Origin of the sequence: Pradoshia eiseniae (assembly GCF_002946355.1) — a bacterium.
Taxonomy (GTDB): domain Bacteria; phylum Bacillota; class Bacilli; order Bacillales; family Pradoshiaceae; genus Pradoshia; species Pradoshia eiseniae.
The window spans coordinates 15804-37376 of the sequence record NZ_PKOZ01000010.1; the positions used below are offsets into that span (position 1 = coordinate 15804).

The 21573-nt window shown below is 35.6% G+C and carries 14 protein-coding genes; 6 read left to right on the forward strand and 8 right to left on the reverse strand.

Annotated elements, in window-relative coordinates:
* Window positions 1–13: 13 nt before the first annotated feature.
* Window positions 14–1702, forward strand: coding sequence for a pLS20_p028 family conjugation system transmembrane protein (locus tag CYL18_RS14355; protein ID WP_104850222.1), 1689 nt, complete (start codon window positions 14–16; stop codon window positions 1700–1702).
* Window positions 1703–1980: 278 nt separating this feature from the next.
* Here CYL18_RS14355 and CYL18_RS14360 read toward each other — a convergent pair whose 3' ends face one another.
* Together CYL18_RS14360 and CYL18_RS14365 are read right to left on the reverse strand one after the other, a co-directional pair.
* Complete coding sequence (locus tag CYL18_RS14360) at window positions 1981–2247, reverse strand: hypothetical protein (protein ID WP_104850223.1); 267 nt, start codon at window positions 2245–2247, stop codon at window positions 1981–1983.
* Window positions 2248–2302: 55 nt separating this feature from the next.
* Window positions 2303–4942 carry an AAA family ATPase gene (locus CYL18_RS14365; RefSeq protein ID WP_161497145.1) on the reverse strand — a complete coding sequence of 880 codons (2640 nt, stop codon included), beginning with the start codon at window positions 4940–4942 and terminating at the stop codon, window positions 2303–2305.
* A 1142-nt stretch (window positions 4943–6084) separates the two neighbouring features.
* On the opposite strand from CYL18_RS14365, the gene spoIIP reads away from it, so the two are divergent.
* On the forward strand, window positions 6085–7224 hold the full coding sequence (gene spoIIP / locus CYL18_RS14370; RefSeq protein WP_104850225.1) for a stage II sporulation protein P: 1140 nt from the start codon (window positions 6085–6087) through the stop codon (window positions 7222–7224).
* Window positions 7225–7570: 346 nt separating this feature from the next.
* Here spoIIP and CYL18_RS14375 read toward each other — a convergent pair whose 3' ends face one another.
* The 3 genes from CYL18_RS14375 to CYL18_RS14385 form a co-directional block, all read right to left on the reverse strand.
* Window positions 7571–8110 (reverse strand): hypothetical protein, encoded by a 540-nt coding sequence (locus tag CYL18_RS14375; protein ID WP_104850226.1) that lies wholly within the window; start codon window positions 8108–8110, stop codon window positions 7571–7573.
* Window positions 8111–8428: 318 nt separating this feature from the next.
* On the reverse strand, window positions 8429–10063 hold the full coding sequence (locus CYL18_RS14380; protein ID WP_161497146.1) for a DUF927 domain-containing protein: 1635 nt from the start codon (window positions 10061–10063) through the stop codon (window positions 8429–8431).
* Between the two features lie 159 nt (window positions 10064–10222).
* On the reverse strand, window positions 10223–10555 hold the full coding sequence (locus CYL18_RS14385; protein WP_104850228.1) for a helix-turn-helix domain-containing protein: 333 nt from the start codon (window positions 10553–10555) through the stop codon (window positions 10223–10225).
* 162 nt (window positions 10556–10717) lie between these two features.
* Between CYL18_RS14385 and CYL18_RS14390 the strand changes: the two genes are divergently transcribed.
* Together CYL18_RS14390 and CYL18_RS14395 are read left to right on the forward strand one after the other, a co-directional pair.
* Complete coding sequence (locus CYL18_RS14390; RefSeq protein WP_161497147.1) at window positions 10718–11215, forward strand: helix-turn-helix domain-containing protein; 498 nt, start codon at window positions 10718–10720, stop codon at window positions 11213–11215.
* 44 nt (window positions 11216–11259) lie between these two features.
* A complete protein-coding gene (locus CYL18_RS14395) occupies window positions 11260–12420 on the forward strand; it encodes a site-specific integrase (RefSeq protein WP_104850230.1) in 1161 nt (386 codons plus the stop codon).
* A gap of 1689 nt (window positions 12421–14109) precedes the next feature.
* Here CYL18_RS14395 and mcrC read toward each other — a convergent pair.
* Window positions 14110–15165: a 5-methylcytosine-specific restriction endonuclease system specificity protein McrC gene (gene mcrC / locus CYL18_RS14410; protein ID WP_104850233.1), complete on the reverse strand. Its 1056-nt coding sequence runs from the start codon at window positions 15163–15165 to the stop codon at window positions 14110–14112.
* Window positions 15158–17542, reverse strand: a complete 2385-nt coding sequence (locus CYL18_RS14415; RefSeq protein ID WP_104850234.1) for an AAA family ATPase — start codon at window positions 17540–17542, stop codon at window positions 15158–15160. Before CYL18_RS14415 ends, mcrC begins: the two co-directional genes overlap by 8 nt.
* A 134-nt stretch (window positions 17543–17676) precedes the next feature.
* On the opposite strand from CYL18_RS14415, the gene CYL18_RS14420 reads away from it, so the two are divergent.
* Entirely contained in the window at window positions 17677–18291 is a 615-nt protein-coding gene (locus CYL18_RS14420) for a DUF3267 domain-containing protein (protein ID WP_104850235.1), read from the forward strand.
* 185 nt (window positions 18292–18476) lie between these two features.
* Here the strand turns inward: CYL18_RS14420 and CYL18_RS14425 are convergent, their stop codons facing one another.
* Window positions 18477–19598, reverse strand: coding sequence for a YcjF family protein (locus CYL18_RS14425; RefSeq protein ID WP_104850236.1), 1122 nt, complete (start codon window positions 19596–19598; stop codon window positions 18477–18479).
* Window positions 19599–20010: 412 nt separating this feature from the next.
* Between CYL18_RS14425 and gdhA the strand changes: the two genes are divergently transcribed.
* Window positions 20011–21393, forward strand: coding sequence for an NADP-specific glutamate dehydrogenase (gdhA, locus tag CYL18_RS14430; RefSeq protein ID WP_104850237.1), 1383 nt, complete (start codon window positions 20011–20013; stop codon window positions 21391–21393).
* The last annotated feature ends 180 nt before the right edge of the window (window positions 21394–21573 follow it).

Below are 21573 nucleotides of genomic sequence, written 5' to 3' on the forward strand. Positions count from 1 at the left end.
AGGAGGAAATATCATGGACGAAGAAGTTGTAAGGATACTTGAAAAATTCTCCGATTTCTTAGAGATTACAAATCCAATCAACTACTCCTTACGTCTTATTGGTTGGACTATAATCAATGGCCTAGCTTGGCTAGTTGATGCTTTAGCTGATATTACTGATTCCGTATTGGGTCTTAAATCTTTTTTTAACCATAGCGACATTAACGATTTTATTCATATGCTGCTTCCCTTGTCGGCTATCTTAATGGGATTCTCCCTCTTATACACCGGATACAGACTAATCTTTCAAAAAAAGATAGATCGAGAAGTTATTGTCATCAATATCATCCTTCTCATGTTTTTGTTCGCCTTATTGAGCGAAGGTATGGATAAAGCTAACAAGTTTACGGATGAAGCCATAGATGCTCTTAATATAACGGGTGATAGTTCCATGAGCCAAGAAATCATCAAAGACAATTTAATTGATCTTGCACAATTTGATGCAGCAGGATGGCAAACGACTGACCTAAAGAATCCCAATCAGATTCCTGAACACCGAATACAGAAAATCGACATAACACAAACAATAGATAAAGACTTTACCTTCGCAAATGATGATCAACAAATTTCTGAGATTGGACGTGAAGTTTTCGATAGTCGTTTGGGATATGATGATATGGGTAACCTACAAAAAGTCGATTTAGACAATGGATGGTTTACTGTATTAGATGAAAAATACTATAGGTGGGGATGGAATTTCTGGACCATTATCGTAACACTAGGTATTACTGCCTTTACCCTACTAACCATCTCTATCAAATTGGCGAAGCTTTTCTTTGAACTGACATTTAATTATGTCCTAGTAACCATAATTGCTCCTTCTGACATACATTCTGGACAAAAAACAAAAAAGATTCTACAGAGTATATTAAATATTTTCTTAACCACCTTCATGATCTTCCTATCCATGAAAATTTATATCATAGGAACTTCTTTCATCACAGAGACATTAGATGGTGTCGCTTATCTTATAGCTTTATTTGCTTTTTCTCTTGCAGTAATTGATGGACCCAATATAGTGGAAAGACTATTCGGCATTGACGCAGGTCTTAAATCTGGTTGGGGAGCTATAGCCGGAGCATACGCAAGCACTAAGGGGATAAGTAAAGGTATTCAGGGTGGAATAAGTGCCGGCAAGTCTATTGCCTTAAGAAGTTCTGATGGGAAGACACAGCTTTCTGGACATGCACATAACTCGAATGAAAGACGTCTACACAATGGAAAAGGAGAAACACCTCTATCCACCGACAACCTGAAGAACAAGTTACCCGCTTCTAATCACACCCAGATTAGAGGTCAACATACAGGTCAGAACATTGACTTACCAAAGGATTACTTAGAAGTTAATAAAAATTCCACTCCTTACACAGAACAAGAACCTCAACTACAAGAAAAAAAAGTAGACAATCAATTCCCTGGACTACATCAAGAAATGGAAGCTCAAAATGCTAATGTTACCCATACGCCAAGCAATCAAATAAAAGATTCTAACGCTAACGCTCATCCAAATATCAGAAACCATGAACAGAGTTATAACAAGACAGGATTTCAAATTAGTATGGATAATGATAGCTCTCAATCAATTATACCGAGACAGGATTTTGCTTCAACAAAAATAAAGAATATCAAAAAGTATCATATTAAAAAGTCTAATAGAATTTAAGATTCTAAAGGATCCATTTTGGTTAATCTCATTTCAAATGGATTCTTTTAATTTGCGCTAAACGCTTAAAACTTTCTGTAATACCAGATAATACATGTAATTTTCTGTATTACATTGAACAGTCTTCACTTAACTGAACAAAGGTATAGCGTGAGCAGATTTATTTAATTTAACAAATATAAAAGCATTCCCGAAGGAATGCTTACCCTAGTCTTGGCATTAAACAAAAAGGAGACATTTTGCTGCACAAAAAGCATCCGGATGGCTACATAAAGCATTTAATATATTCGTTTAATTTCAATAACTTCACTTTTTTTATTTGGTATACTCAAAGCGTATGAATCGTTATCAGAGTATCTATGCACATAACGCTCTATTTTATTAACTATCTTAAATTTCAAATCATTACTATCATATGCAAAATGATTAAAATCAGTTAGGATAACCGTCCTCTTGTGTGTGTTAAGATATATACCAATTTGATTTGCAGTATATACCTCATTTAACTCTAATGATTCTGGTACTTCGTCTTCATAAAAAGTCATATTATCCCCCTTCTTTGCGAATATTATTAAAAATTTATACTTTTCAATTCATGTATTACTGCATTACTTTATCGTCGATTGACTCGAGAAGTGACAAAATATCTCTAACAACACTTCGATCAAATTCTGAATCTCTTTCTTCATCATGAGTACCTTTATTCAAATAATTCCATTCAATACTATGCTTATATTTTTCACCGACTAGCTCTTCCAATAGTGGAAAAACTTCTGAGAACTCTCCATTTGTCTGTTTTCTTATAATTTTATTTAAAGCTTTTGCTGTCGTCATTATATCAGGCTTACTGTCTGGTGTTCGTAGTTGTACAGAAACCTGAACATTGTATTTCTTCGCCATCTTTTTCCATAATCTGTATAAAATGTTTTCTAAAGCCCTTCTACAATTAGCTAAACAATCACGATATTGATTTTCTATTAATCTATTCTGAGCAATCGCTAAGTAATTTCTTGGAAGATTTAACTTCACAGTAATTTTATTTAATTCTTCAAACTTGAGTAAGTCAATTCTTGTAACTTTATTGGGGTATTCTTTTATAGGAATATTATTTTCTAGATCTTTCACAAACTCTTCTCCATGAGTTGTTATAATTAGCTGTTTTTTGCTAATTTGGGAATCCTCAAATAATGTCGCTATAATTCCCCTTCGATGCTCATCATCAATAGCATTAACTACATCATCAAAAATAATAAAGGGGAGCTTATCACCAACATTTTTTGCTAACAGAATTGCCAGACCTAAACATCTTAAATGTCCCTCACTTAGTACATGTAGTGCATCGCATTCATTTCCATCTCTAAAAGTAATTTTCATTTTTTCACCAGCATTTTGAGGAAGATAGATGTTTTCAAGTAAATCATACTCATAATCATTTCTATTAATCAAATTGTAAAATTTCATAGTATTTTTGCTTAAGTCTTTTACCAGAGATGCCGGCAACGCATCATTATATTCTTCTAATTTAGTTTTAAAGGATTTATATGCTTCAGAATATTTCTGGTTTCGTTCCACAACCAATTTTTCCTCTTGAACTTGTTTAATCAATTCCTCATTTTCTTTATTGAATGATTCAATTGCATCACTTGATATTCTTTCACTTTCAACGACAGACTTATACTTAGCAGAAATATCTGAAATACTACTCAAAGTTTTTTCATACTCTGAGTTTTTTTTTCTTAAAGTATCTATTTTACTCTCTACTTCTCTTACCTTACCATTGTATTCTACAAGTTCATCTTTCAATCTAATTATCGTTTTATTATGATAGCAAAGTGTTTCTACAGTATCTAAAATATTTTCTATCTTTCTATCACATTTAATTAACCCATCATTTAATGCCTTGATAACTTCACAATCTGCAAAATCAATTGATTCCGCTATACTAACTATTTGAGGAAATTGATTCGTAAGAGACTGAATCATAGAGTGAATTTGGCTTTCTAATTTTTCAATACTTTCTTCTAAGCTAATTACCTGTGTTAATTCCTCAATACCTTTTTCTGCATTTAAGAAAGGATCTTTAGGCACCATCAATCGATTATCTATATATAATTCAGATTCGCAGGCTGGACAATTATTTATATATACTTCTCTATATTTCAATATAGAATTATATAAATCTTTTAATGATAAATCAGCTTTATACTTTTTTATTTGTTCCTGAAGTAAATTGTATTTATCAATATTTTTCCTAATATCCTCATTTAAAACTTGTATTCGATCAATTCCCGGATCTTCCCTGTATTTTAAAGTAGATAACTCGGCTATCTCTTTGTTATTTTGTTGAATAAATCCTAAATCAGGACCGTCACTAGATATTTTCCTCTTTAAATGTTCAACTTTTTCAACATCAGGATAACTGTCGAGTAACTCTTTTTCTTGTTTTTTAATACTATCTTTTTTCAAAGCTATTTGTTCTATTTCTGTCTTATGTGCCGCTATTTGCTTTTCTTTTTGAGCCAGCTCTTCACTTTTTTTTCCGCGACAATCAAGATAGGTATCTATAGTTTCATTGAAATTAGTAACAAAACTATTAAAACTTTCTAACCCAAATAGAATGGCTAATCTCTGTTGTTGAGATTGACGAGTATTTGCCGCTATTCTAGCAAATCCTTCAATACGATTTCTTTCTATAAAGCAAAATCCATATTTTCTAGAATTGGGTATGATACTCACATCTTCATTTAACCGGTTGATTCCCATTAATAGAGGCGGCTGCCCTTTTTTTGAATATACGTTCTTAATATACTCTGTGACCTCTATACGCTTATTTTGAGCTTCATCAATTGTACCTAATAATGAATATTCCAATGCCTCACAAAGACTCGACTTACCTGTTCCATTAGGCCCATAAACAAATGTATACGGATTTTTAAATTCAAAAATATTCTTGTCAGAGAACCCTCGGAAATTTTCTATAGTGATACTTGATAATCTACTAATTTCTTCATCCATATTGTCTATCGTAGTTTTATCAAAATTAATTTCTTCAGAAACTTCATCTCCTTGTTGTTCTATTAATTTTGCTATCAATTTCCCTCGATTACCACGAGCATTACTAGTTGAGTCAATTTTACTAAAGTTCTCCAAAATAAGTTTTGAAAGCTTTATTTCATAACCACTGAACTTATGTGAGTTGAGAGATAAAAACTTCTTATATTCACTATTAGCTGTAGACAAACTGTTTTCCTCCATTTCACATCCGGATTGCATTTTACATAATTTCACAAAACAACTACACAAGACTACTTTACCATATATTAGAAGTTTTAAGGTGTGAAATATAAATTGCATTTTGCTAGTTAATTAGGCAAAGGAAATTTAAGACTCGTGAAAAATGGTACAATGCAGAGCATAGTTATTGCCAATGCAAACGGTAACTTTGTAGAAGATGCCTTTGATTTTACGGAGAGAATCTTGCAGCGATTGAGGACAATTAAAATAGATGCAAAAACGCTATAGTTTCATTTAAGCCGACTCATAAAAAATAAATCGGATGTCATGATCTAGCCTATGAGTAGGGAAGTTGTTTAAATTCTCAACGAAAGTAAAAATATGGTTCTAAAGGATTTTGAGAGAGAAAGAGCATAAGGAAAAACTGTTCCCAACTACGTTGTGAACCTAGGCAAAGCCTAGTGTTTTAATGGGGACATGAAATCCTTAACAGTGGGCTTATATGGGACCTAACTTTCCCTTGTTTTTATGATTGGTGGGCTTAAGTGGGATATATATTTTTTTATTTAGGGGCTTAAGTGGGTCCTAAATTAAAACAAAAACATGAGGGGATAAATACTCCTCATGTCAAGTCATCTTTGATAAATCTAGCTCTCTTTTTCATAAATCATGCTTATCATTTTTTCTTAAAGTAATTTCCCTTGTGCTTCAAACTCTTAGTTATTGTTTGTTTAAATTCATCAAATTTTGAACCATTAATTATGCATTCAATTTCTAATTTATCATCTAAGAATGAATTGAGATAGCTACCCTTTTCATTTATAAACACAGCGCCCGGATAAGCCCATTATTAAAAATCATCATATCCCGCATAAGCCCACGTTACTAAAAAACGTATAAAATCAAGTCCCATTCAAGCCCACCTATAAAGATTAAACGATATCATAAAAACACTAGGCTTTGCCTAGTATATCACCCTGGGTGATATCAGTTTTTCCTTATGCTCTTTCTTTTTATCCTCTACCTTTGTTTAGTAGATAGATACCTCCTACATCCCAACTCTTTCAAAACTATATTTATAGTGAAAATATAGAATCCATTGTTATATACCTAGCGATTTCTACATAACTATTATTAAGGAGGTTGAAATGAAAAACATTTATATAATTATCAATATTACCGTTATATTTTTTTCTCTCTCTTTCTTACTTATTGCTTTGATTACCATCTCTTCATATAAGATAACTCCCGAATTTATTAATTCGTATAATCAAAACACAAACGAATGTAAAATTTGCTTATTACTTATAAAAGATGCAAATAAAAATCTGATTGATGACAACACTATTGAATCAATATCTTTAACTGAAGAATCTTTTAAGGTTATAACATCAATAGATATTGAAGATCCTAGAACATTTTTAGGAAGAGAACTGCCAGCTTTTCATTTCTTTGACACAAAAATACAAGTAGCTGGCATAGGAACCGACTATACTACATTACCAAATGAATCTCCTCCACCAATTGAAGAGGTATTAAAAGAAAGACAGATAAATGAAACTGAAATAACTAAACAAGAGAAGACTACTAAAAAAGAACAAGATAATAATAGTATTAAGAAAACAACACAAGGAAGAAAGGTTGTATATCTTTATCATTCACATAGCTGGGAAGCATTTTTACCCTCACTAAAAAATGCAGAAGTACCTGATGAAGCAACAAGTACTGACGAAAATGTCAATATTATATCTGTGGGAAGTAAATTAAAACAAGCATTAGAAGAAAAGGGAATAGGTACAGATCATAACAAGACTAATGTTGCTAAGGAATTAAGCAAAAGGGGATGGAATACGAACCAATCTTACCAATATTCTAGAGGCCTCGTCACTGATGTACTTTCAAGTAATAAAGATATTAATTACTTAATTGATATTCATCGTGATTCTCTAAGAAAGAAAAACACTACCGTTAATATTAAAAATAAAAGTTATGCTAGGTTATTTTTTATTATTGGGGAGGACAGCAAAAATTTCGAAAAAAATCTCAAACTATCGAAAGAGTTACATGAAGCTATTGAGAAAGTATATCCTGGGTTAAGTAAAGGCGTATTTTCGAAAAATAAAACGATGGGTAATGGCGTGTACAATCAGGATTTATCTGAAAACGCTATTCTTTTAGAAGTAGGAGGAGTAGATAACAACACAGATGAACTCAATAATACCATTCAAGCTTTCGCAGAAGTGTTTAGCCAATACTACTGGAAGACAAGTGGAGCAAAGGAGATATAAAGAATTGTAACAGAAAGGAGAAGGTCATGAGAAATTCACTTGCAATACTTTGGTTATTCATCATGTTTTTTACTACTATTATCTCCTATTATAAATTTAGCATTACAATCTCAATTGCTTTCTTTTTATCGGGTATATTCATGGCGATTTTTTCATTAATTAACAACGAGATAAAACGTAATTAGAAACGTTAACGGAACAAAGGAGATAGCTAAAATAAACTGGTACATGCAGATAGGATTCTCGAGAGAAGTATCTTACCTACTTGTACCAGTTTAAGACATTATCTATAGTAAGGTTCCTATATTTTAATAACAGTATTAAATAACTTTCAAAATGAATATTATCAGATAACAAGCTTCTCTATTCCATTAAATTTCAATCGGACCATTGCTTTAGCAATAGATAAATTACTATCATCTATATTTAAAAGTACTTTAACAATCGCTTCGTGATCTGCCTTTAAAACAACACTGGCAAACTCCACTAACTGCTTACCTTTTTCATCAAGTTCGCTAAACTGACCAGATGATTTGCTCTCATATATTGTATCTTCCCAATCCCTTTGCCAATTAGAATACTTATCTTCTTTAATTATCCCCAAGGCAGCATAAGTATAGAAAATCACTAGATTATGAGTGTCTCTTATATCCCACGGGAAGGTCCCCACATACTTTATGAATAGTTCCTTATGGTGAATATTGATAAAAGGTATTACTTCTAGTGTATCTATTTTATCTTCTAGTATTCTTCTCTTCTCTTCATTAATTAAATATGAAACACAGTCAACCATTGTCAAATGTTTGTGATACGCCATTACCCTTAAATCCCTGTAGTCTTCAGGGTGGATCCTTACGGTTTTGTATTTATCTTTTTCGCTTTTCATACTTTTTACCTCCACGAATGCTACAAGAAAAGTTACATTTATCCAGAAAATACTACATGTAAAGATACAAGGTATGATTGCCTTTATCCCTTAACCTAAACATAGTTCTAATACACAATATAGCCAGGTTACAAAGTTACATGTTTTTCTAACAACGTCAATTACTTTATCTATAAGTAAAAATCATTTATCCTAATACCAAGAAATTGTATCTTGTGTAACCGATTATAAACAACTCCAATTTTTTCAAGCAATTCTTGATTCCCCTAAATAAAAGAGAGGCACACTCATGTGTAACCTCTTTGTAACTATGTTACTTTAAGAAAAATCAAACCCTAGCTTACTGATAATATCCTTATTTACCTGCACAGCTCTAAAGGATCTCTTGTTTTTCTTAATCACTTTATAATCAACATCATTTCCTCTATTTGAGAATTTCATAATAAACCCCCTTTTCATCCACAAATACCGGATCTGCTTTTCATTTGCTCCTAACCTTTCTTTCAGATAGGCTGGTGCAAAATAAAATTCTCCATTGTGATAAAAAGCGTTAATCGATCCATGGGGCTCGAAGTCGCTATAAAGCTTGTTTCGATTAGCATCAATTTCTTCTAGTGCATTCTGTAGCTCCAGTAAAGGCATGTCCGCTGAATTATTTAACTTATTCATTTCTATATAAAGTTGTTGAAGTGCCTTTAAATCAACTTGAAAACCTTCTTGACGGAATAACTCGTTCAACACATGTCCGGTAAAGACAATGAAAGCATAATGGCGAGATAGTCTCTTTAATACAGCATTATCATTACTAACTTCTAAATACTCCTTTTCATATTCCAAGAATTTATTCAAATACCGCTCCCGGCTACTTTTCCAACGTTTTAGAAACTCTATCCCTATAATTCCGTAGTTATTTTTAACAGATTTATAGAGCTTGTTTAAGAAGTCTGCTTCAACATTTTCAAAAGCAAATTGTGTAATAAGAATTACCCTAGCCGGAACCCCTTGGGCATTTGCATAAGTCACTATTTCATTTTCTCCAGACGTGATCATCAAGGAGCTCCACGAGTCTGTGCGCTGGCTGCCATTTATACTCCCTCTTTGCTTTCCAGTATTATTTACATATTGATAAATCATAGGTTGAATAAATCTTGAATCATTAGCTCCATTTGAATCATCCAATATATGAGGGAATGAATTTAAAAACGTCGAACGTCTTTCTATCGCGACAAGTGTTGTATTAAATGTACCAACATATTTTTCAGGTTCACCCCATACTGAAGCACACATGCGCATAAGACCACTTTTCCCTGTACTTGATGTGCCTGATACATCTACTACTATCGGTTTTAAATCAGCCTCATGTAGAATGACAGAGGCAAACGAAGCTAATACTGGGAGAACTGCTTTAGGATGGTTCTTAACTAAGTTGAATACATTATGAATCCACCCCTCGAGAGTTCCTTTCGTTTGGAAAGAGTCCAATAATTGCTCCTCTCCAATGTCATTTGGTAATACCTTTAGATTTTTTTCTACCAATGGATGGACAAACCTACCTTTTATTAAACCAATCCTGTCTGTCATCTCAATCTTAGGTATGTCATTCTGCCCTATAAAGAGGTCAAAGTATTCTACAAAGTATTTTGCATTTGTATCATTACAGCTTAATCCCTTATCGGCCAACTTCAATAGTTCCTTCTTTGAGGCCAGTACACCTGCCGAAATAGTCTCGTAGTATAAATCTCCTTTGTTTTCCCAAAATATCTCGTAAAATACGTCATTTCTTTCTGTATGCTTATACATCTTGGTAACAACAGGAGCATTTCTACTTATTTTCTTTAACGACTCTTCTATCCTCCCATTCAGACTCTTATATTCAAGTCGATAAAGCTCATTCTCCACTATCGAGAAGGGATATGGTATCTTCCAGTTTTCTTGTAGTGGTATTTTATCCATCAGCAACCTCCCCATTCTCCATCGAAATAGAAAAGATTGCTTTACTATTTAGCAGAATATACAATAAAGATGTAATACCATTTTTCATTCCTACTAATTCAGTGCCATGAGTTAGTAGGCTTTTTATTTTTTCGTTGTTACTTACCCCAATGATAAAAATCAGTCCCTTCTCTTATAACTCAAAAAATCCCCACCATTATTTCGGACCTCAACATAATACTTATCCATGTATTCCTGGACCTCTTTTTTATTAAAAAGCCATTTTGCACCTAACCGGACTTTTGGAAAGTCATCTTCATATAAAAGGTGTGTGACTATTGTTTTCCAAGACATGTTTAAATAAGCGGACAACTGTTTAGAATTCATGAAGAACACATCTGTCTCTAATTCTTTTAAATGCTCTTCAACTCTTTGAAGATATAATTCTTTTAATTCTTCTTCATCAATTTTTAAAGTAATCAAAAGCAATTCACCCCATTTTTTGTATTTCATGGTTTACAAGAATCCTAAAAAAAATTGCATTCCTTATCATGTTATCCACTACCATGTTTGTATACCATGGTTTACACCTCCTTGTGAATAAGATATACTATGGATAAATCAATATCAAGAAAAAAATGACATTTTTTAAATTTTTTCCTAAGGATGAGTCATATGAACGATTTCGGAAATTATCTAAGAAAACTACGTGGGAAACGTACCTTACGAGAAATGGAGCAGTTAACCGGACTAAGTCACTCTTATTTACACACATTAGAAAAAGGCATTGATCCTCGCTCAAAAAAAGAAAGAAAACCAACGCCTGAAGTTTTACAAAAATTAGCTTCAACGCTATCCATAGATTATTATGAATTACTAGAAAAGGCTGGATATGTTAATAAAAATGATTTTTTCATTCAAGAAACTTCGGAGGGTGTCAAACTTTACACTGGAAATGAGCTAGCCAATAGAGATGCGCCCTATCCTACTCTTTCTGAGAATTCATTACATGCCAGGGAAATCTCACAAGAGACGGAATCATACTTGGATGACCTATCAATATTCCTTAATAAAGATGTTATAACATACTACGGTCATCGGCTTACTAAAGAGGAACGAGATAAAATCTCAGAAATGCTAGAAAGGATGTTCCCTCAGTATGTAAAAAATTAAAATAAGAGATTTATTAAATATCATTGAAAGGAGGTGAAACGATAATGGCTTTTATCCATAAACGCGGAAACAAGTGGGCATATATTGTGAATATCGCAAACGATCCAGCAACCGGAAAACGGCGCCAAATAACGAAGTCCGGATTCAAAACGAAGAAGGAAGCTCAACTAGCTGCAAACAAACTAGAGGAGAGCATACAGAACGGACAAGTAATCAAAGAATCGAACATTACCTTTGAAACATTTGCTAACGAGTGGCTATCCTATTATGCTACTCAAACAAAAGTTAGCAGTGTAAGGGCTCGAAAGATAGCGATGAAGCATCTTATATCTGCTTGGGGACATCTCCCCATTCGGAAGGTTACGAAACACATGTATCAGGCTCGAATCAACGAGTTGAACAAAAAATACAGTCGTAACTACATTGACAGTATTCATACAACGGGAAATATGATATTCAAGCATGCTATACGGCTTGATTTAATCCAACATAACCCTACAGATAGTTTTGTCATGCCGAAAAAACATTTAACGGTAAAGGAAATAGAGGATGAGACACTTCAGGAGAAATTTTTGGAGCTTGATGAGCTTAAAACCTTTCTAAGTCTTACAAGAAAACATGGCTTGGATTTAGATTTGCTCACTTTCGCTACATTGGCATATACAGGGGTTCGTTTAGGAGAGCTTTTAGCACTAAAGTGGAGTGATTTAGACTTCAAGAAAAAGACATTACGGATAACGAAGACCTACTATAACCCCAATAATAAACAAAATGGTTATGAAATTCTTACTCCTAAAACCCAAAAGTCTATTCGGACTATTATGATTGACGATATGCTTATATCCTTATTTAAAGATCTTAAGCATGAACAAAAAAAGTTGATAATGAAACAACGTCCAATATATAAAAACCATGATTTTATCTTTGCAGAAAATCATGGTCATCCAAGAGTTATGAAGAAGGTTATGCTAAGACTACAGCGATTATTGAAATACATGGACACTGATAAGCACATAACACCTCATAGCTTTAGGCATACACACACATCTCTTCTCATCGAAGCTGGTGCAGGAGTTAAAGAGATCCAGGAAAGATTGGGACATGCTGACATAAATACAACCATGAACATCTACGCACACATGACAAAAAATATAGAAGAAAAGACCTCCCGAAAGTTCAGTGAACTTACGAAAGGTCTCCTCTGAAATTCCTGATTTCAGGTCTTCTTATAGTGAAAGTTAGCAAAAAGTTAGCATTTCACTTTTCATAACCTTCCGAATCCCTATATATCAAGGTTTTTGGGGCAAGATTACATCATGCCGCCCATAATACTTACAATTATCCGCTTAATTTTCTTCTCATTAAAACTTTAAGCTGCTTGTAATATTGTTCTTTCCAAAATATAATAATGTATCTCAAACATTCTATTATGAACTATGCTTTAGGTAATATTTCATGAAATACATTGTATTTTTCAATTATATTTAAAAAAGATCCTTTATCTTTTATTTCAAAGTTAAGCTCAGTAAAACAAATTTCATGTGAAATTGTGTAATTGATATCTAATATGACATTGTGGCTATATTCAAAAAAATCCCTGCAATATGGACAAGCTATTTTTTTCATAAAAATTAATTTGCTCCTTTTTAATAAGTGCTAATAAAAAATCCAGCGTAGTCGATTACTTTACTAGTTCTTCATTCCATCAACATCCATTCTAAGCAGCTACATTCTGTTTCTTTTTTGCTCTTCAATTTAAAATCCACTCTATCTACACTTTTTGTGAATCCAATTTCGAAGTTTGAAATACCCTCTTGTTTTGTATGTATTTGAAATAACTCATATATCATACTGAGATAACAAGAAATTTTGAAACTATTGCCTGTTCTACTTCACGTCATGCTTATACAAATCCAAGCGTATTGCAGTAATAAGATAAAGAAACCGTTAGATTTTCCACCGAGTGATACAGAATCATTTATTTCATAGACTTTTCTCCTCTATAAATAATTTGGTTATGTATGACGAATACCAGTTATTAATAGAGTAAGTTATTTTCCATTTTTCATCAAATAGATACCATCTGTTACGTCCTGATTATTATGGTCAGTTACTTCTATCCATACATTCCCCCGCCAGCGGCGCCGCCATATAGTTCTTAGAAAGCATCTGCTGTATATCTTTCTGTTGGTGAAGCACTCAGTCCAGGTTCTTTTTGATGGAATTGCTGTCAAACGTGAAAAAGGATGTACGATAGATATACATAGAAAAGACAGCAATCATACCTGTCAACGTCACAATGAACAAACCTTTTAGGAAAAGGTTTCTTAAACATAGCGAACCTCAGCAGCTTCAAAACTTGAATTAAGAATTGAAATGAGAACAATAGAGCCAATAAAACAAGAATTGGCATACTCTTTTAAACCCACTCTTCCCCATGTTTATGAAACGGAGGTCCTCTTGATAATGGTCATAATGTCCTTCATCAATCATCCTTTGGAATACCCGTTCCCCTTCTTTAACGTTCCTTTTCATGATTTTGCATAATGCCTCTACTCGCAGGAGCAACATTTCTAAAAAACCTTTTTCAATTCTCTTCAAACCATAGGCTTCAAAGAAAACTCCTATTTTTTGCATTCCTTGCCGTATCAATCATAGATGGCATCGCAGATTCCGAATGGGGAAGCATGCTTAAGAAAAGACACACAAGGTATAAAAGCTACTCTAATTGAAATAACTTAGGAAGATATTACTCAGCATGGTCCCGTTTGTATTTCCCTAAGAGTTAGTGATGATTAATTGGCTACAACATTTTTCTACATGTTAAATTGAAAATCACAAAAAAGCCCCCAAAAGGGAGCTACCTAACACCAACATAAAAAATCATCGAAGCATTAATTCTCAAATATCCACCTTGTCACAATCTCATCCAACTGCGTTGCAATCTCTCCAAAAGACCGATTCAAATCCAATGCCCTCACACTAATCTTATTACCACCCATCCTATAATCATGATTCAGGGTAATGTCCTCATCTGTTTTAGCATATAGCAATAACCCGCCCACATTGCCTGTATGATGTCTATCCTTGTTTTTCACATACGTATAAATTTGATAAAGATTATTGGACCTGAGTGTATGGCTGTCAAATTGCGCAATGGTCTGCATCGTTTGTCCATAATATTTCGTATCAATGATCAACGTCTTCTCTCCATACGTAAGCATGATATCGGTCTGCATTGCCGGCAGGAATTCACGGATATCATCGTCTACTTCCCAGGAAATTTGGGAGGGCCTTGCTCGCAGCTCAGGATAATGCTTGCGATAATATTCCAGCACAAACTTCTCAAACAGCCTGGACATTTTCTGATTATCCAAGAATGTGGCGAGCTTTTGGTCGCCCTTTTCCGTTGTCAGAAGCAGTCCATCAAGTACTAAAAAACAGATATTCATAAGCATCCGATAGGATTGGTTGTTCCGATGGTACCTTAGCTGATCCCATCTGATGAATGAAGGCTCAATTTCATCGACATGGCCGAAATAGATTAATACTTTTTTCAGCTTCAATTTATTCTCTCTCTTCACTTCATTGGAGCGAATCAGCAGCATGCTCGTTGTTTTTAAGATTCTGTTCAGCTCGATATTCTCGGACAGTTCGTCAAATTGACAGGCAAGCTGAGCTTTTCGTTGTAGCTTCAACTTGATTGATGAAGACATATCGATTTTTCCGCGCAAGGAGGATAAGGTTTCCTCCTTGTCGACATATTCTCTGTGCAGACCTTGCTTCACCTGGCCCGCAATCCCGATAGCTAGTATAGCAGCGAACAAATCCTGAATATTATCGAACGGTTCCGTTTTGATTTGTTCATACTGTTTCTGTTGCAGGCATTGATAGGCGTAGGAGAGCATATAATAAATGTTTTGGATATAAATCGATTTATCCTTAATCATGTAAAACGCCACGCAAACGGCTTTCCCATTTTCTCACCTTCTCAACCTCATCAAACCAATATTCCCTAAGCATTGGGAGAATATCGTATTCAATCACCTCTGATAGCCATTCTTCCGTACAGTTTGTTTGCCCGCTGAAATAACTATGACCAATACAGAAGCCCGCTCCGAGCGAAGGGTCGCTTGCGATATCTTGGTTAAGCATTTTAATTTCGGCAATCACTTCATCTAGCATTTCATTATCCAAGCCGGTCTGATACTTCTTGAATCCTTCACTGTCAAAAGCAGGTGCCATATCAAAGAAACTGAAGCGACGGCGCAAGGCATAGTCAATCATGGCCAAGCTTCTGTCTGCAGTGTTCATCATCCCAATGATATACAGATTAGCTGGTACTGAGAACGGCAACCCATTATAGGCCATTGTCACTTTTGTGCCCCGATACTCCTTCTCAATCAGCATCAACAGTTCTCCGAATATCTTGCTCAGGTTCCCACGGTTGATTTCATCGATGATGAAGACATATTTATCATCTGGGTTGCTTTCCGCCTTTTTGCAGAATTGATAGAACACACCGTAACGCAGATCAAACCCGTCTCCATGCGGCTTATAGCCCATGATGAAATCTTCATAGGAATAGTTTTGATGGAATTGGATGAACTCTATTCGTTCTTCATCCTCCGTTCCAATCAAAGCATAGGCCAAGCGTTTTGCCGTATACGTTTTCCCTACACCAGGGGCGCCTTGCAGAATGATATTCTTCTTATGCTTGAGCAAGGACATGAGCGTATCATAATGAATCTCATCCAGATACACTTGATCCAAGAAGTCCTCTTTCGTGTAAGCTGGCAATTCCTCTTTCGCTTGCGGGAGAGGATTTTGCTCTCTGATGATATCCATGATTACGTCGTATTCTTCTTTTGTCAGTTTAAATAAGGTACCATTTGGGTTCTGGAAATACTCCATCCCTTCAAGTTCTTTTATACCTTTTAACGTGCTGTAATCAATTGGTTCAGACAAGCTTTCTAGCTTCTCGACTGGCAAATGCTCTCCGTCATTTTCTTGCACAATTCTGCCCAGTGCAACGACTTGTTTGACAGGTGTGGACTCATACCCAATGACATAATCATCTGCGTTTGCATCCAAGAAGTTCTGGAAGATTTTGCGCTTGTTTCCGGTGATGTTATATAGCGTGAAATTCTGCTCCTCTCCAATGCGGAGGCTGCTGAAGCTCCAGGTTTTCGGGTTGGCATTTAGCCACCAATACTGTCTCGTGGAATCTTCGGTCTCTTTCTGCGTATATAAGGGAATTTGGGATAAATCAGTTTTCTCCAGGGCTTCCTTCAGCTCTGGTCTTAATCTCCAAATATAGCTTCCTACTTCATTCTTTGTAGCATTTTTACCGACATAAAGAACGGGCCACCATTTCGAATTGCTATCATCGTCCTTGGTCAATAGAGGACAATTTGTTTCCTTATGAACGCGCTTAGCAAGCGAAGAAGAGCCGATATTGTAAAAGCCTTTGCTTTCCCCATATTTTTGGCTAAGCTCCGTGCACGTAGCCTGCCCTCCATTATCGAGGAGACGTTTCATGATTGTCAGAGAATCATTGGTGAACACCTTTTTATTATGCAGTAGATCCAGCCATTGCTCCGTCGTTATATCCGGATGATAGGATGTTTCTCCCGGCCACCATTCACTATTTTCCGGCTCATACCGGCTGCCGAAATAGATAATATCATCCGTCAAAATATGAAAGGCGTTATCGGGATAATGCTTGTCACCCAGTCGTTGCTGACTCATCTTGCATAATTCCTCATCCTTCATAATGGCAGAACGGATTTCCTCACACATGGAGAAATAAGCCTTAATACTTTCCGTTCTCCCTCTTTTCGGCAACTCAGGGAACTCAATCTTAACCGCCATTTTCTTAAACTTCTGCGGTTTATATAAATAATAGCTATCCGGATAGCGGAAGAATAAATATGTACTGATTGAATTGGCCGTTTGGTAATGCTGCTTCCACGATTCCTCTCCGTACTTCTCTAATAAATTCTGTGATGTTCTTATGAAGGTATCAACCCGTTCCACAACTTCCTTGCTTTCATCAAATAAGTCTAGGAACATTGCCCGAACCGCTTCCGAATCCTTATTAGAGAATTCAATCAGCATGCCTTTCGGAAAATAGTTGCGTGCGGTCAACAAGTTGTCTGCCTTCGCAAATGAATTTGTTAGCATTTCTGTAAAGTTTTCAGCGTTGATATCCCAGCGTTCCTGGAACCACTGGATGGCTTCCCACTTATATACTTCCTCAGAAGAGATTCTGCTGAAATCCTTCTTATAATCACTTATGATTTGTTCCAAAGATTCACTATTCATACTATCTCTCCTCATAAGATGCCTTTATACTTTTATTATATCTTTCTGCATATATTTACTCAAAAAGTCCTGTATTTCCTTTATGACTTTTCATTTAGACTGGTAGTAAATATTCTTTTCGAAAGGACGATCCTATGACCAAAACCAATGAAGCCACACAAAAAAGGCTGAACATGCACGAAGCCCTGAGAGCCGACATGCTGAGCCAATCGTACGTAGAGAAAAATTGCACGCTATCAGTGGTAAAAGCGAATATTTATGCGCTCTTAATTACGCTGCCATTTATTATTCCTTTATATATCCTGTATTTAAGTATATGGGGAGAAACCATCTTTATAGTAGACTTGAAATCTATGGGCATCTTCTTCGCTGCCATCTTTATCTCCATACTCATCCATGAAGCCATCCATGGGTTTACGTTTGCGGCTTTCTGTCAAAATGGGCTGAAGAGCATTCACTATGGCATACTCTGGAACAGTCTCACTCCCTATTGCCACTGCAGTGAACCGCTTAAGTTTAAACACTACATCACCGGCGGATTAATGCCTTTCATCATTCTTGGACTAGGGATTACGAGTCTAGCGATCATCCTTGGCAATAGTTTTCTGCTCTTACTAGGTCTTTTAAATATTCTGGCAGCTGGCGGGGATTTGCTCATAGCTGTTTATCTGGTGAAATACCGAAATGCTGTGATTGTTGATCACCCGGATAAGATCGGATTTATCGCCTATCAACATAAAGAAGCCTAATCCATTAAGGACCAGGCTTCTTCTAATTTTTCAAAGTCAAGTACCGTTTCACTCCCTGAGTCATCCTTTTAAAATGAATACCGCCCTAGCGTGATATCCACCGGTTCCCTCATTTGAAAGTGACAGGTACTCTCTCAATTCGACAAAAATTAAGGATAGACAAGCATACATCTCAAAACTCATATCTAATTTTTCTCTTTTGAAATGTTTTCTTCATACAATTCTTTCATCATTTTAGCAATTTGTTCATTATCATAACTTTTGCCTTGATACTCTGCTTCAGCTACTTTTGACATTACTTCTATATAAGAAAAAGCTAAAGCAGTCGTTAATATTGATGCAGTAGAACCACTAATCATCCCGCCTGCAACAGTACCGACTCCTGGTATTAGTTTAAGTAAATTTGATACGATATATCTTCCCAAAAACGTAGCTCCCCCACTGCCACCAATGGAAGCTACAATTCCACTTATTAATGATTTATCTAGGGAAACTCCAAATATTGCTGTTATGTGAGCCAACATCCCCACTTGCATAGGCACTAATATTGCTGCATCAGAAAATGGGATTGGTGTAAATCCAGCCCCAAAACTACCGGCAATATAACTAGTCGACCAAACCCTTGCTTCTCTTACTTTTCTTTCTATATCAACTTTCTGAGCATTATTAAAAGACTTTTTTACCGCTTCAGGTAAGATCTCATATGTTTTTCCGACTAACTCTTTCAGTCCGTATGAAGGAATAGTTATATCTTTCGTTATTTTAAACGGCTGGGCTAAAACTGTTTGAACGCCCCTTACATTGAGATTCATTTCCTCAATGACCTTCTTAAATTCAAGAGCACTTTCACCATAACTTTGCGTCAATACAAGAATTACTGGTACTTTTGCAGCTAATGAATTAATTAATTCTATTTCTGATTCTTCAATTCTATTTGAATTTGCATTTATACAGTACCATATTGCATGAATATATTCTTTTTCATCTTGATTTAAATATAACTCATCAATTTTACCATTAATTTCATTAATAATTTCTTCTTGGATTTCCTCTTTTAACTCTAACCCTTTAGTATCGTATATACAAAGAGGTATTCCGCTTTTTGTAATCTTTCTTAGACGTTGAGTTACTGGTCGTCCAACACCGGTTTCTGCTAGATTTTCTCTAAAAACATTATTAATTAGCGTACTTTTTCCTATTCCTGTTTTACCAATTATCATAATAGTAACTGGCATTAGCTTATTTATTTCTTCCTTAGTCTTATTAAAAATATCGTTAATAATATCATTAGCACCATGTGTAGCCATAATAGCACCTCATTTTTTTATCTTTATAATGATATTCTCTTCTACTTCTTTAGATAGACCAAGTAGGTATATTATCCTAATAACTTAATTTTCTTTTAAATTATCTTATTAGTCAATATTCCCGAGAAATATCAATACTACTTTTTTAACTCTACTAATGAATAAGAAAGCAATAACTATAGTTGCTATGTAGTGATTGGAAATCGACACCGCTCCCTCTGTTATCTCTCATCTCCACATAGAAGAATTGTCCAGCTGTTTCCAAAATGGCAGCCGTCACCCTTCTGGTATGACAGGCTATATATTAATTTCTATAGATTGAAATATCAGATAATTTGGTATATCATTTCTTTATCAAACTAAAGTATACAAGTGGATTTTCTGTTCACCATCGGGAGGGAATTATAACAGCATGACAATATCGACAAAGCACAATGACATAGAAACGATCACTGGGCAAAATTATGTGAATGAAGTATTTGAAACAGTCAAAAAGCGAAATCCGAATGAAACGGAATTTCATCAGGTTGTGAAAGAAATCTTTGATTCACTTGTCCCTGTATTTGCTAGGCATCCAGAATACATGGAGCAAAGTATCCTTGAAAGAATCGTAGAGCCGGAAAGATTGATTACCTTTCGCGTCCCTTGGGTCGATGATTGGGGCAAGGTACAGGTAAATCGCGGGTTTCGGGTGCAGTATAACAGTGCTATCGGCCCCTATAAAGGCGGCTTGAGGTTCCACCCCACTGTTAATGCGAGTATTATTAAATTTCTCGGCTTTGAACAGATTTTTAAAAACGCTCTTACCGGTCAACCGATTGGAGGAGGCAAAGGCGGAGCCGACTTCGATCCTAAAGGGAAATCTGATGCAGAAATCATGCGATTCACGCAAAGCTTTATGACGGAACTGAGTAGACATATCGGACCTGATATCGATGTACCTGCTGGTGATATTGGAGTTGGTGCCCGAGAAATCGGATTTTTGTTTGGACAGTACAAGCGAATCCGCGGAGGCTATGAGGCGGGTATTCTTACAGGAAAAGGACTTGGATACGGTGGAAGCTTAACTCGAACCGAGGCTACTGGATATGGCACCGTTTACTTTATGCAAGAAATGCTTAAGGAAAAAGGGCTTAGCTTTAAAGGAAGTACAGTGGTCGTATCCGGATCAGGGAATGTCTCCATCTATGCCATCGAAAAAGCGGCACAACTGGGTGCCAAGGTTGTTGCCTGCAGCGATTCTGAAGGCTATATTTTCGATTCAAACGGCCTTAACCTAGAAACCGTCAAACGTCTAAAGGAAGTTGAAAGAAAACGAATCTCAGCCTATGTAGAAGAACATCCACATGCCAAATATGTGCAAGGAAGTGACGGAATTTGGTCCATCCCATGTGACATTGCCTTGCCATGTGCCACACAAAATGAAATCAACAAAAAATCAGCGAAAATGCTGGTTGCCAATGGACTAAAGGCCGTCGGTGAAGGCGCCAATATGCCCTCTACTTCCGAAGCGATTGATGTGTTTTTGGATAACCAGATCCTCTTTGCTCCAGCGAAAGCGGCCAATGCAGGTGGCGTAGCCGTTTCCGCCTTGGAAATGGCGCAAAACAGCGCTCGATTATCCTGGACATTTGAAGAAGTCGATGCAAAATTGCAGGATATTATGACGAACATTTACAGAAACTGTGTCGAAGCTGCTGAGGACTATGGCCATCCAGGCAATCTCGTTGTAGGCGCTAATATCGCAGGCTTTAAAAAAGTAGCCGATGCCATGATTGCACAGGGCGTCATTTAGCATGCATTTCATTCTATCAGATCTTATCAAGGCCTCGCCCCTAATTATCGTATCATGTTCTGATAGGAACTTCGGAGAGTATAAAAATATATGCCAATAGTCTTTATCCAAAATTATTTCAATAACTATACAAGATAAGATGAATACAAAAAGGATGTCTCTTAAAGCCAGACATCCTTT

Excerpts from the sequence above, each read along its gene's own strand:
- CYL18_RS14355 (WP_104850222.1), top strand. The coding sequence starts at position 14 with ATGGACGAAGAAGTTGTAAGGATACTTGAAAAATTCTCCGATTTCTTA.
- CYL18_RS14360 (WP_104850223.1), bottom strand. The coding sequence starts at position 2,247 with ATGACTTTTTATGAAGACGAAGTACCAGAATCATTAGAGTTAAATGAG.
- spoIIP (WP_104850225.1), top strand. The coding sequence starts at position 6,085 with ATGAAAAACATTTATATAATTATCAATATTACCGTTATATTTTTTTCT.
- CYL18_RS14375 (WP_104850226.1), bottom strand. The coding sequence starts at position 8,110 with ATGAAAAGCGAAAAAGATAAATACAAAACCGTAAGGATCCACCCTGAA.
- CYL18_RS14380 (WP_161497146.1), bottom strand. The coding sequence starts at position 10,063 with ATGGATAAAATACCACTACAAGAAAACTGGAAGATACCATATCCCTTC.
- CYL18_RS14385 (WP_104850228.1), bottom strand. The coding sequence starts at position 10,555 with ATGAAATACAAAAAATGGGGTGAATTGCTTTTGATTACTTTAAAAATT.
- CYL18_RS14390 (WP_161497147.1), top strand. The coding sequence starts at position 10,718 with ATGAACGATTTCGGAAATTATCTAAGAAAACTACGTGGGAAACGTACC.
- CYL18_RS14395 (WP_104850230.1), top strand. The coding sequence starts at position 11,260 with ATGGCTTTTATCCATAAACGCGGAAACAAGTGGGCATATATTGTGAAT.
- mcrC (WP_104850233.1), bottom strand. The coding sequence starts at position 15,165 with ATGATTAAGGATAAATCGATTTATATCCAAAACATTTATTATATGCTC.
- CYL18_RS14415 (WP_104850234.1), bottom strand. The coding sequence starts at position 17,542 with ATGAATAGTGAATCTTTGGAACAAATCATAAGTGATTATAAGAAGGAT.
- CYL18_RS14420 (WP_104850235.1), top strand. The coding sequence starts at position 17,677 with ATGACCAAAACCAATGAAGCCACACAAAAAAGGCTGAACATGCACGAA.
- CYL18_RS14425 (WP_104850236.1), bottom strand. The coding sequence starts at position 19,598 with ATGGCTACACATGGTGCTAATGATATTATTAACGATATTTTTAATAAG.
- gdhA (WP_104850237.1), top strand. The coding sequence starts at position 20,011 with ATGACAATATCGACAAAGCACAATGACATAGAAACGATCACTGGGCAA.